The sequence below is a fragment of the Henriciella aquimarina genome, assembly GCF_002088975.1.
Classification (GTDB): domain Bacteria; phylum Pseudomonadota; class Alphaproteobacteria; order Caulobacterales; family Hyphomonadaceae; genus Henriciella; species Henriciella aquimarina.
In genome coordinates this window covers 140,094-152,464 of record NZ_NCST01000019.1, presented here as the reverse complement: position 1 = coordinate 152,464, position 12,371 = coordinate 140,094, and the positions used below count along the sequence as shown (strand labels likewise).

Below are 12,371 nucleotides of genomic sequence, written 5' to 3'. Positions count from 1 at the left end.
ACAAAGCGAGTATGCCCCTTTGTCTAGCTGAGTCGAAGGGGTCAGCCGGCAAAGGTTGTGAGTTTTCCGTCCTCAAGCGTCAGCACCCGGTCCATGTGCTTGGTGAGCGCCATATTGTGCGTGGCCACCAGCACCGCCGCACCTTCGCTTCGCGCAATCTTGATCAGGCTGGCAAAGACACGGTCCGTCGTCGCCGGATCGAGATTGCCGGTCGGTTCGTCGGCAATGACAAGTTTCGGATCGTTCACCAATCCGCGGGCAATGGCCACACGCTGCTGTTCGCCGCCCGACAGCTGGCCGGGCTGGTGATGCATACGGTCGGAAAGTCCCATATCCGCAAGAAGCACCTCCGCGCGCTCACGCGCGGCCTTGCGCTTCTCGCCATTAACCATGAGCGGCATGGCCACATTGTCCAGCGCGTTGAACTCCGGCAGCAGGTGGTGGAACTGGTAGACGAAGCCGAGCTTTTCCCGGCGCAGACGTGTGCGCGCGCCGTCCGAAAGCCTCAGCACAGGTTCGCCGTCCAGCAGCACCTCTCCGCCTTCGGCCCGCTCCAGCAGGCCGGCTGTGTGCAGCAGGGTCGACTTGCCGGAACCCGACGGCCCGACAAGGCCGACCAGCTCCCCGCGATTGAGCACCAGGTCGGCTCCATCGAGGACCTTCAGGACATCCGGCCCGGTCCGGTATTCCCGGACAATGCCGCGCAGTTCCAGAACAGGTTCAGCCATCACTCGAACCTCAGGGCTTCAACCGGGTCGAGCTTGGCAGCGTTCCAGGCCGGCCAGAGCGTGACCAGGATGGACATGCTCATCGCCCAGAGCGTCGTGAACAGCGCCTCGCCCCAGTCCAGTTCGGCGGGCAGCCCATCAAGACCGTAGACATCCGCGGCAAAGATCTCGCGTCCGAGAACAAGGCTCAGGAAGGACTCAACCGCGTCGATATTGAAGACGATCAGAACACCCAGCGTCAGGCCGATCAGCGCGCCGGTGAGCCCCAGAATGGCCCCGATCATGATGAAGATGCGCATGATCGCGCCTCGCGTCGCGCCAATCGTCCGCAGGATGGCAATGTCGCGCGTCTTGTTCTTCACCAGCATGACCACGCCGGTAATGATGTTGAGCGCAGTGATCGTGATCAGGATCAGCATGATCACCCGCATCATGCCGCGCTCCACATTCAGCGCGTTGAAATAGGAAGCGCGCTGCTGCTTCCAGTCCTGCAGGGCATACTGGTTGCCGGTGGCTTCGGAGATATGGCGCATCGCCTGCTCCGACTTCATCGGATCGTCTAGGCGCACATCGAGCAGCTGGTACTCACCCTTCTTGTTGAAGAAAAGCTGAGCCTGCTGCATCGGCATCAGGACGTAGAGCTTGTCCAACTCGACACTGCCCGTCGTAAAGGTGTCGCCAACCGTGTAGGTCTTGCTGCGAGGGGTGACGCCAAATGGCCCCGAAACGCCCTCCGGCGCGATCAGCCTGATCTCGTCGCCGGGCCGAATGCGCAAGTCCGACGCCAGGAACGCCCCGATCAGGACGACATCGCCGCCATTCTTGCCTTGCGCGAACCCCGCCGCATCGGCTTGCGAGCGCCCGCCCTCAAGATAGGGCAGCGTATCGAGATCCTCATCCCGGACACCACGGACAACCGCGCCGGTCCGCGCATAGTCCGATGTCGCGAGCACCTGCTGCTCGATGATGGGTGAGGCACTCTTGATGCCCGGCAGCTCGATGATCCGGCTGGTGAGATCATCCATGTCGTTCTCGGGATAGCCCTGAACCTGTACGAAGACATGCCCCTGCCCGCCAAGCAGCGCATTGAGCAACGTCGAGCGGAAGCCCGCCATGACCGACATGATCACGATCAGCGCCATGACCGCCAGCATGATGCCGAAGAAGGAGATGATCGAAATGAGAGAGACCCCGCCATGCTGGCGGCGAGCTCTCAGATAGCGCCAGGCGAGCGCACGCTCGACCCCTCCGAAGGGCGCCGACTTCGCCATTATCCGGCCTTTACGGTTTCGATGGCTGTCTCCAGCGTCACTTCGCTCTTCTCGCCGCTCTTGCGGTTCTTGAGTTCGACAACGCCATTCTCGATGCCGCGCGGGCCGATCACGATCTGCCAGGGCAGACCGATCAGATCCATGCGATTGAACTTCGGCCCCGGCCGCTCATCCGTCTCGTCATAGAGCACGTCCACCCCGGCGGCCTTGAGCGCCTCATAGGCCTCGTCGGCGACTTTCGCGACGGTTTCATCCTTGGGACGCATCGAGATCAGACCAACCTCGAAGGGCGCAATCGATTGCGGCCAGACAATGCCGCTCTCGTCATGACAAGCCTCGATGATGCCGCCGACAAGCCGGGACACGCCGATACCGTAGCTACCCATCTGGACGGGCACAGTGTCCCCGTCGGCGGTCTGGACCGTTGCGTTCATGGCCTTGGAATACTTCGTGCCGAAGAAGAAAATATGACCGACCTCGATCCCGCGGGCAGACACTTGCCGGTCGGCGGGCACATCCGCAAAGGCGGCTTCGTCATGCATTTCTTCGGTCGCCGCGTAATAGCCGGTGCGCTTCTCGACTTCGCCGGACAGATCGGCCTCGAAGTCGAGATCGAGCCCGGGCGCCGGCAGGTCCAGCAGCGCCTTATCACAGAAGACAGCGCTCTCGCCCGTTTCGGCCAGGATGATAAATTCATGGCTGAGATCGCCGCCGATGGGGCCGGTATCGGCCTGCATCGGAATCGCGGTCAGGCCAAGCCGGTCGAAGGTGTTGAGATAGGCGCAGAACATCTTGTTGTAGCTGGCCCGCGCGGCCTCTTCGGTAAGGTCGAAGGAATAGGCATCCTTCATCAGGAACTCGCGGCCCCGCATCACGCCGAAGCGCGGGCGGATCTCGTCGCGGAATTTCCATTGTGTGTGATAGAGATTGAGCGGCAGCGCCTTGTAGCTCTTCACATAGGAGCGGAAGACGTCGGTGATCAGCTCTTCATTGGTGGGGCCAAACAGCATCTCGCGCTCATGACGGTCAGTGATGCGCAGCATCTCCTTGCCGTAATCGTCATAGCGACCGCTCTCCTGCCAAAGCTCGGCCTGCTGGATGGTCGGCATGAGCATCTCGATCGCCCCCGCCCGATCCATCTCCTCGCGCACGATCTGTTCGATCTTCTGCAGCACGCGGAAGCCAAGCGGCAGCCAGGTATAAATCCCGGCCCCGTTCTGCCGGACCATGCCGGTGCGCAGCATCAGCTGGTGGGAAATGATGGCCGCATCGGCCGGGACATCCTTGGAAACGGGGAGAAAATAGCGCGAAAGTCGCATGGGTATGACTGCTCGAAACCGGTTATCTGAACTTGGCTCGTGTTATTGGGAGTTTCGGCGATTGGCTAGTGCGCGCATGCAATGCCGAGACGCTTCCTTCGCCGGTGACCGGCTCAGCCGCCATAATACTGAAGCAGCGGGATGACGACGAGCCCGGCAAGAACCGTGCAGACGGCTGCGCCAATCGTCGCCCAGAGCAGCTTTTTCGGCATCATATGCCTGGCTGGCGCGCCCTCTTCCGTGCCTTCGGTGACATCGCCTTCCTCGAACTGCCCGCGCACGCCGATGGGCAGGACCACAAACAGGCAGACCCACCAGGAAATCAGGAAGACAACGACACCGCCGACCCAGTTCATCAGTGATCGCCTTTCGGGCTCTCCATCAGCTCGACGAGAACACCATTCGTGTTTTTCGGATGAACAAAGATGATCGGCGTGCCGTGGGCGCCGATGCGCGGCTCGCCAAGCACGGTCGCGCCCCGTTCCTTCATGACGCTGACGGCCTCATTAATATCGTCGACCTCAAAGCAGACGTGATGCTGACCGCCCTTCGGGTTCTTTTCGATGAAGTTGTGGATGGGGCTCTCTTCGTTCAGCGGCTCGATCAGCTCGATCTGGGCATTGGGCAGATTGACGAAGCAGACTTTCACGCCCTGGGCCGGCATGTCGAAAGGCTCGGTAATATCGGTCGCCCCGTAAAGCGTGCGATAGGTTTCGATCGCCTCCGGCAGGGAGGGTACAGCCACGCCGACATGATTGAGCGGGCCCAGTTGGAATTCCTTCGACATTTTGTTTCCTCACACTCTCATGATCGTCACATCGACGATCGGCTTACGGCCAAAGATCTTTTCGCTTGTGCGTCTTATCGTTCTTACCAGAACCGTCTCGACCGTATCATCGTCAAGGCGTTTCCGGCGTGACATTCCGTCAAGCGCTTCATCGAGCGCCTCTTCCAGCCCGTCCAGCGACTCCTCGGCAACGCTGCCATCCTCTTCGGACAGGCCGCGTGCACTCACATATGGACCATCGGCAATACTGCCATCCTCGTCAAAGGTGACACTGGCCGTGACATAGCCAAACTTGGAAATGGCGATGCGTTCCCGCAGCCCCTCCGAGCCCGCCGGAACGAGCCGCGAGCCATCCAGATGCAGCCGTCCGTTCGGCACGACATCGATCCGCTCCGCCTTGCCGGGTGAGAGGCGTATCATGTCACCATTGCGCGGGGTGACCGCCTGCGGCACCTGCATGCTCCGGGCAAAGGCGGCATGCTCCATGATGTGACGGCGCTCGCCATGGACGGGCACGGAAATCTCCGGGCGGACCCATTGATACATCCGCTCCAGCTCATCGCGGGCGGGATGGCCGGATACATGGATCGGCTTCGGCGACATGCGGTCGGTGATGATGCGCACGCCCTTCTCGGCCAGCGCGTTCTGCATCTCGAAAATGCCCTTTTCGTTGCCCGGTATGACGCGCGAGGAAAAGATCACCGTATCGCCATCACCGAGCGTGAGATTGCGGTGCGTCCCATTCGCGATCCGCCCAAGCGCCGCGCGGTCTTCGCCCTGGCTGCCGGTACACAGATAGAGAATTTTGTCGGCTGGAAACGAGCCGGCATCGGATTCGTCCACCAGGTCCGGCAGGTCTTGCAGAACGCCCGTCTGCACAGCGGCATCGACAATCTTGTGCATGCTGCGCCCGGCAAGGCAGACACTGCGGCCGGCCTGTTTGGCCGCTTCGATGACCGTTGCCACACGGGCGACATTCGACGCGAAGGTCGCCACGGCCACGCGACCGGTCAGTGTCCCGATCAGTTCGATCAGGTTGCGCCGGACGGTGGCTTCCGAGCCGCTTTCGCCATCGACGAAGACATTGGTGCTATCGCATACCATGGCGAGGACGCCGTCATCGCCAAGCCGCTTCAGCCCGTCGACATCGACCCCTTCCCCGATCAGCGGATCAGGATCGATCTTCCAGTCGCCCGTATGCAGGACCATGCCCGCCGGGGTCTGGATGGCGAGCGCGTTCGGCTCCGGGATTGAATGGGTCAGCGTGACATAGGTCACCGTAAACGGTCCGGCCTCGACGGAGCCTTCCAGCGGCACGACATTCACATCGACATGGCTCAAGCCCCGTTCGGCGAGCTTGCCGGCAATGAGGTGCGCGGTAAACGGCGTCGCATAAAGTGGGGCGCGCAGCCTCGGCCAGAGCAGGCCGACCGCGCCAATATGATCTTCATGGGCATGCGTCAGGAAGATCGCCTCGATCCGGTCGGCATGATCGGCAATGAATTCCGGGTCCGCGCAGATAAGGTCGACGCCCGGTGTGGAGTCGTCTCCGAAGGTCACGCCCAGATCAACCAGGATCCAGCGCCGGTCATCCGGCGGACCATAGCCATAGGCGTTCAGGTTCATGCCGATCTCGCCACATCCGCCGAGCGGCAGGAAGACGAGTTCGGGGGTGTCCAGATTGGGCATATCAGCCTTTGCTGTTGCGTCTGTAGATTTCGAGCAGTCCTGATTCCATCAGGGTCTGGTCATAATGATCTATGGTCGCGCTAGCGCCTTCAAAGAGAGAAGCAACACCTCCTGTAGCGATAACGGTCATCGGCTGGCCGTATTCAGCCTTCACGCGGCGCACCAGCCCGTCGATGAGGTCGATATACCCCCAGAAGACACCAGTCTGCATGGCCGCGACCGTGGAGTCGCCAATAATCTTCTCTGGGCGCTGGATGGCAATACGCGGCAGCTGCGCAGCTGCATCGTGCAGCGCCCGCATCGAGAGATTGATGCCAGGGCTGATGATGCCGCCTTCGAAGCCGCCATCGGCGCCGACAATGTCCAGCGTCGTGGCCGTGCCGCTATCGATGACGATTAGCGGGCCCGGGTAAGCGATATGCGCCCCGATGGCCGCCACCAGGCGGTCTGCCCCGACCTGTTCGGGCCGCGGAATCCGGATCGGGATCCCGAGCTCGACACTCCCCTCCCCGACGACCAGCGGTTCCACACCGAAATAGCGCCGCGAAAGGTTTCGGAAGTTGAACAGGGCTTGCGGCACAACGCAGGAAATGACGCAGGCGTCGATGTCGTAGATCGAGACCTTGCGCATATCCATGAGCGGACCAAGCCAGACGACATAGTCGTCGGCCGTGCGCCGCGGATCGGTGGCGCTGCGCCACATGGCGACCCAGTCCTCGCCGTCGTGCAGCGCGAAAACCGTATTCGTATTGCCGACATCAATCGCGAGTAGCACGCCCGACCTCCTTTATAAGCTCCACGTCTCCGGCCCTTATCGTCTGTTCAGTCCCGTCGGGCAATTGCAGTTGCAGGCCGCCATCGGGCGCCAGCCCTTTGAAAACCCCGCGCAGCGCCTTCTCATCCTTGCCGACCGTCACGATCTGCCCGAGCCCTTCGGCAACACGCTCCCAGTCTCTCAGGAGGGACGGAAAGTCTTCGCGGGCCTGAGCGACGCGCCGCGCGAAGAGAGGACGAAGCGCATCCAGCGCAAGCTCTGCCGTAATCCCGGCGCTGGCGCCAAGCGCGGCCAGGGAGGTCGTCTCCTGCCCCGTCCCTTCCGGCGCGGAGATGACATTCAGTCCCATACCGGCACCGACCCAGACACCCTGGTCCGGCCCCTGGCCTGCTTCGACCAGAATGCCGCAAAGCTTTGCACCTTCGCAGCGCACATCATTCGGCCATTTCAGCCGGATCGGCGCCTCTGGCACGAGGCTAGTACACAGATCGGCAATCGCAAGGCCAGCCGCGAACGGAAACCGGGTCGCGACCTGAACGCCAGCCGGCTCGTGAAAGAGCGCCGTGCAGTAGAGATTGCCGACCGGAGAAGCCCATTGCCGCCCAAGCCGGCCTCGTCCCAGTGTCTGCTCGCGTGAGGCAATCCAGAGCGGACCATACTGCCCAGCCTGGGCAAGCAGCTTTGCCGCCTCATTCGTGCTGTCGATTGTCTCGTGCCACTGAACCGGCGCTTCAGGTGTCACCGATAGAACCCTGAGGCGGCACTCGTCGCCCAGTCCGTAAACGGCCCGATGAACACAAACAGCAGGATACAGGCAATTGCGGCGAGATAGATCGCAGCGGACACGACCGTATCCACGGGCTGGAAGCGTTCAGCCGGCTCACGCACCCACATGACGAGGATGATCCGGAGATAATACCCGAAAGCGATCACCGAGCTGAGCACCAGCACGATCAGGAGCGGCAGCAGTCCGGCATTCCAGCCAGCCTCGAAGACAACCAGCTTGCCGAGGAAACCAACGGCGAGCGGGAAACCGGCAATCGAGATTACCAGAATGGTCAGCGCAATGGCCAGACCGGTCCGGCGGCGCACAAGCCCGGAGAGCTCATCGATATTCTCGACCATGCCACCTTCACGGCGCATGGCCAGGACACCGCCAAAAAGGCCGATGGATGCGATGACATAAGAGGTCATGAAGACCAGAAGCGCCGCCGCGCCATACTCCGCGCCGGCCGCGACAGCGATCAGCGCATAGCCCATATTGGCGATGGAGGAATAGCCCAGAAGACGCTTGAGATTGTTCTGAATAAGCGCCCCGAAGGCCCCGATCACCATGGAAGCAACGGCGATAATCGCGATGATGAGCTGCCAGTCCTCGAAAGCGCCCGGGAAGGCGGTGAACATCAGGTTGGCGAAGACCACCATGCTGGCCATTTTCGGCGCGGTCGCGAAGAAGGCCACAACAGGGCTCGGCGCCCCTTCATAGACGTCCGGCGTCCAGACGTGCATCGGCGCGGCAGAGACCTTGAAGGCCATGCCGGAAATCATCAGCACCATACCGAAGAGATAGCCGATGCCCGGCTCGGCGCTGGCAATGTCGGCATAGGCCGTCGAGCCGGTAAACCCGTATACCAGCGAGATGCCGTACAGGAGCAGGCCTGAGGCCAGCGAGCCGAGCACGAAATACTTCAGGCCGGCTTCGGCCGAACGCATGGAGTCGCGGTGGAAGGATGCCAGGACATAGGACGAGAGGCTGAGCGTCTCGATGCCCATGTAAAGCGTCATGAGGTTCGAGGCCGACAGGATCACGCCAATGCCCATGGAGGCGAAGATCACGAGCAAGGAATATTCATAACGCATGGTCTCGTGACGCTTGAGGAAGTTCTCCCCCATGAGCAGCGTCAGGGCGCCTGCGCCAAAGCTTACAACCTTGGCGAAGTTCACAAAGGGGGATGTCGAGACCAGCCCGTTGAAGGCCTCTCCGCCAGACCAGTTCAGCAGCACAACCGCTGCGGCCGCCGCCAGGGCGACAGCCCCGAACTTGAAGGAGATCGCATTGAACTGGTCGCGCATGATGGCGCCGAGCAACACGCCCACAAGCCCAGCCACCGCCAGGAGAAGTTCCGGGCCGACCGCGGCAATGATCGCTTCGAAGTCAAGCATGGGAGATTATCCTCCGGTGATCATCTGAAGCGCGCGCAGGCTGGATTCGCGCGTGACGTTGAAAATAAGATTGGGGGCGATACCGAGCAGGATGGTGCCGATAATCAGCGGCACGAGCGTGATGAGCTCTTTGATGTTCACATCCTTGATCGACTCCAGCGCCGGATTGGTGATCTGGCCGAAAACGGTGCGACGATAAAGGGTCAGCATGTAGACGGCCGAGAAAATAACACCGAGGGCTGCGCCAGCCGCGGCCCAGGTGGAGGCCTGGAAGCCACCCGTCATGGTCAGGATTTCACCGACAAAGCCACTCGTGCCCGGCAGGCCGACATTGGCCATCGAGAACAGCATGAAGATGGTGGCATAAACCGGCATCTTGTGGACGAGACCGCCATAGGCGGCAATCTCGCGGGTGTGCATACGGTCATACACGACACCAACGATCAGGAAGAGCGCGCCAGAGATGAGACCGTGCGAGATCATCTGGAAGATCGCCCCCTGCACGCCCACTTCGGTGAAGGAGAAGATGCCGAGCGTCACGAAGCCCATGTGCGCAACCGACGAATAGGCGATCAGTTTCTTCATGTCGGTCTGGCGAAAGGCGACCAGCGAGGCATAAACAATCGCGATCACCGACAGGGCGAACATCATGGGCTGGAACATCTGGCTCGCATCCGGGAACATCGGCAGCGAGAAGCGCAGGAAGCCATAACCGCCCATCTTCAGGAGAATACCCGCCAGGATGACCGAGCCAGCCGTTGGCGCCTGGACGTGCGCGTCAGGCAACCAGGTGTGGACCGGCCACATCGGCAGCTTGACGGCAAAGGAGGCAAAGAACGCCAACCATAGCCAGGTCTGCACCTCCGGGGCGAAAGCGAAAGTCTCCAGCTCAGCGATGTCGGACGTGCCGGCCTGCAGGTACATGAAGACGACGGCCGCCAGCATGAAGAGCGAGCCGAGCAGCGTGTACAGGAAGAACTTGAAGGAGGCGTAGATCCGGTCAGCCCCGCCCCACACACCGATGATGATGAACATCGGGATGAGGCCCGCCTCGAAGAAGACGTAGAAGAGCACGAGATCGAGCGCACAGAAGACGCCGATCATGAAGGTCTCGAGCACGAGGAAGGCAATCGTGTATTCGGTCAGCCGTTCCTTCACCGAGCCGTAAGAGGCCACAAGGCTAAGCGGCGTCAGCAGCGTCGTCAGCAGGATCAGGAGCAGCGACATGCCATCGATGCCGAGCTTGTAGTGGACATTGGCGAACCAGCTCGTCTCTTCGACCAGCTGATAGCCGGGCTCGCCGACATTGAAACTGGCCAGCATGACAAGCGAGGCCAGAAAGGTCGCCACCGAAAAGATCAGCCCCGCGACAAGCGCCTTGTTACCGCTCGCGACGTCGCTTTCCTGGCTGCCCGTCATGGCGCGAACCACCATGATCAGCACAGCACCAGCAAGCGGCAGGAAGGTAACCGCTGTGAGAATCGGGAAATTGCCCATCAGCCCGCGCCTCCGACGCGCCAGAAGATCACCGCGCCGAACAGGAGCGCCGCGCCGATGATCACGAATGCGTAGTGATACAGATAGCCGGTGTGCATCGCAGACAGGCGTCTGGAGCCCCAGCGAACGAGCGAAGTGATGCCATCCGGCCCAAGCCCGTCAATGATCTTCTTGTCCCCTGTCTTCCAGAAGAAGCCGCCCAGCCAGCTTGTCCCACGAACGAAGGTGGCATTGTAGATCTCGTCGAAATACCACTTGTTCGCGAACAGGCTGTGCAGCGGCCCGCCCGACTCCGCAATCTTGCGGCCAAAGCCACGATTGAAGAGATAGGTGAAGGTCGCGATCAGGAAGCCGGTCAGGGTCACCGCCAGCGGCGCCCAGAACACCCACCAGTGCGGGTTCGGATCGGCCTCTTTCAGGACTTCGACATTATGAATGACGTCATTGTCTGCGGCGCGATAGATCGCATCGCCCCAGAAAGCCGCGCCATGGTGGAACATCGGCCCATAGAAAAGCAGACCGGCAAAGATCGCACCGAGCGACAGGAGCCCCAGCGGGATCAGCATGACCACCGGCGACTCGTGCGGCGTGTGGTCATGGCCATGGGCCGGATCGAGATGGTCGTCGGCATGACTGTCGGCCGGGTCCTCATGATGATGCCCTTCGGCTCGCGGCCCATGGAACGTCATGTAGATGAGACGCCAGGAATAGAAGCTGGTCAGCAGCGCAGCGATAATCCCGAACCAGAAGGCCATCTGGGCAAAGCTGACGCCGAGAAGACCGGCCGAGTAGGCACTCTCGATGATCGCATCCTTGGAGAAGAAGCCGGCAAAGCCGATCGAGGTGTGCGGAATACCAAGCCCGATAATCGCGATCGTGCCGATCATCATGGCCGCATAGGTGAACGGCATGAAGCGCGCGACCCCACCCATGTTCCGCATGTCCTGCTCGTGGTGCATGCCGTGGATGACGGAGCCTGCGCCCAGGAAGAGCAGTGCCTTGAAGAAGGCGTGCGTGAAGAGGTGGAACATCGCCGCCTCATAGGCCCCGACGCCGGCGGCGAAGAACATGTAGCCGAGCTGCGAACAGGTCGAATAGGCGATGACGCGCTTGATATCATTCTGCGCCATACCGACCGTCGCGGCATAGAGCGCGGTCACGGCGCCGATCACGGTCACCATGCCGGCCGCCCAGGGCGCATACTCGTAAAGCGGCGACAGCAGGCAGACGAGATAGACACCCGCGGTCACCATGGTGGCGGCGTGGATAAGAGCCGACACCGGGGTCGGGCCTTCCATGGCATCCGGCAGCCAGACATGCAGGAAGAACTGGGCCGACTTGCCCATCGCGCCGATGAAGAGCAGCACGCCGATCAGCTCTAGCGCCGGGATGTTCCAGGCCAGGAACGGCAGCACGAGCTCACGCACCGGAGCCGCCTCGGCGAGCGCCAGCGGAGTGACCGTGGCATTTTCCTTCAGCGCCGTCATGACCGGCTCGAACTCGACCGAACCGAAGACCACGAAGACAGCCATGATGCCGAGCGCCAGACCGAAGTCGCCGACCCGGTTGGTCACGAAAGCCTTGATGGCCGCATCGTTCGGCGCCTTGTTGTGATACCAGAAGCCGATCAGAAGATAGGAGGCGAGCCCCACGCCTTCCCAGCCGAAAAAGAGCTGGATGAAATTGTCGGCCGTCACCAGCATCAGCATCATGAAGGTGAAGAGCGACAGGTAGGAGAAGAAGCGCGCCTTGTGCGGATCTTCATCCATATAGCCCCAGGAATAGAGGTGAACGAGGCCGGAAACCCCGGTGATCACCGCCATCATGACAATGGAGAGTGCATCCACGCGGATCGCCCAGTCGGCCTGGAACTGGCCAACATCGATCCACTGCAGCAGCGTGATGACATGATGCAGGCCATGACTGGCGGCCTCGCCATGCTCACCATGGGTCTCTCCGCCATGTCCCCCGAAGGCGAAGGCAAAGAGCTGAATGATCGACAGGATGCCAGCAAGACCGACCGTGCCCGTCGTCAGGACCATCGCCCCGCGGTCAGTGATCTGTTTCTGGAAGAGGCCCGCGATCAGCGCGGCGAGCCCCGGGGCCAGAACAATGAAAAGAAGCGCGTAATCCGGCAGCATG

Annotated in this window: 11 protein-coding genes; all 11 read right to left on the bottom strand. The window is 61.4% G+C overall.

Features of this window, described 5'->3' with window-relative positions; all coding sequences use genetic code 11:
• Positions 1 to 41 precede the first annotated feature (41 nt).
• On the bottom strand, positions 42 to 728 hold the full coding sequence (locus B8784_RS02715) for an ABC transporter ATP-binding protein (RefSeq protein WP_084396083.1): 687 nt from the start codon (positions 726 to 728) through the stop codon (positions 42 to 44).
• Positions 728 to 1,999 carry a lipoprotein-releasing ABC transporter permease subunit gene (locus B8784_RS02710; protein ID WP_084396082.1) on the bottom strand — a complete coding sequence of 424 codons (1,272 nt, stop codon included), beginning with the start codon at positions 1,997 to 1,999 and terminating at the stop codon, positions 728 to 730. Before B8784_RS02710 ends, B8784_RS02715 begins: the two co-directional genes overlap by 1 nt.
• A complete protein-coding gene (gene proS, locus B8784_RS02705) occupies positions 1,999 to 3,318 on the bottom strand; it encodes a proline--tRNA ligase (protein ID WP_084396081.1) in 1,320 nt (439 codons plus the stop codon). The genes B8784_RS02710 and proS overlap by 1 nt, the downstream gene beginning before the upstream one ends.
• A 113-nt stretch (positions 3,319 to 3,431) precedes the next feature.
• Positions 3,432 to 3,674 carry a DUF1467 family protein gene (locus B8784_RS02700; RefSeq protein ID WP_084396080.1) on the bottom strand — a complete coding sequence of 81 codons (243 nt, stop codon included), beginning with the start codon at positions 3,672 to 3,674 and terminating at the stop codon, positions 3,432 to 3,434.
• Entirely contained in the window at positions 3,674 to 4,105 is a 432-nt protein-coding gene (mce, locus tag B8784_RS02695) for a methylmalonyl-CoA epimerase (protein ID WP_084396079.1), read from the bottom strand. Before mce ends, B8784_RS02700 begins: the two co-directional genes overlap by 1 nt.
• Positions 4,106 to 4,114: 9 nt before the next feature.
• Positions 4,115 to 5,794, bottom strand: a complete 1,680-nt coding sequence (locus B8784_RS02690; protein ID WP_084396078.1) for a ribonuclease J — start codon at positions 5,792 to 5,794, stop codon at positions 4,115 to 4,117.
• Position 5,795: 1 nt separating this feature from the next.
• Complete coding sequence (locus B8784_RS02685; protein WP_084396077.1) at positions 5,796 to 6,569, bottom strand: type III pantothenate kinase; 774 nt, start codon at positions 6,567 to 6,569, stop codon at positions 5,796 to 5,798.
• Positions 6,553 to 7,311 (bottom strand): biotin--[acetyl-CoA-carboxylase] ligase, encoded by a 759-nt coding sequence (locus B8784_RS02680; protein WP_158085548.1) that lies wholly within the window; start codon positions 7,309 to 7,311, stop codon positions 6,553 to 6,555. Before B8784_RS02680 ends, B8784_RS02685 begins: the two co-directional genes overlap by 17 nt.
• Complete coding sequence (locus B8784_RS02675) at positions 7,308 to 8,732, bottom strand: NADH-quinone oxidoreductase subunit N (protein ID WP_084396075.1); 1,425 nt, start codon at positions 8,730 to 8,732, stop codon at positions 7,308 to 7,310. Before B8784_RS02675 ends, B8784_RS02680 begins: the two co-directional genes overlap by 4 nt.
• A gap of 6 nt (positions 8,733 to 8,738) precedes the next feature.
• Positions 8,739 to 10,229: an NADH-quinone oxidoreductase subunit M gene (locus B8784_RS02670; protein ID WP_084396074.1), complete on the bottom strand. Its 1,491-nt coding sequence runs from the start codon at positions 10,227 to 10,229 to the stop codon at positions 8,739 to 8,741.
• A complete protein-coding gene (gene nuoL / locus B8784_RS02665; protein ID WP_084396073.1) occupies positions 10,229 to 12,370 on the bottom strand; it encodes an NADH-quinone oxidoreductase subunit L in 2,142 nt (713 codons plus the stop codon). The genes B8784_RS02670 and nuoL overlap by 1 nt, the downstream gene beginning before the upstream one ends.
• Between the last annotated feature and the right edge of the window lies 1 nt (position 12,371).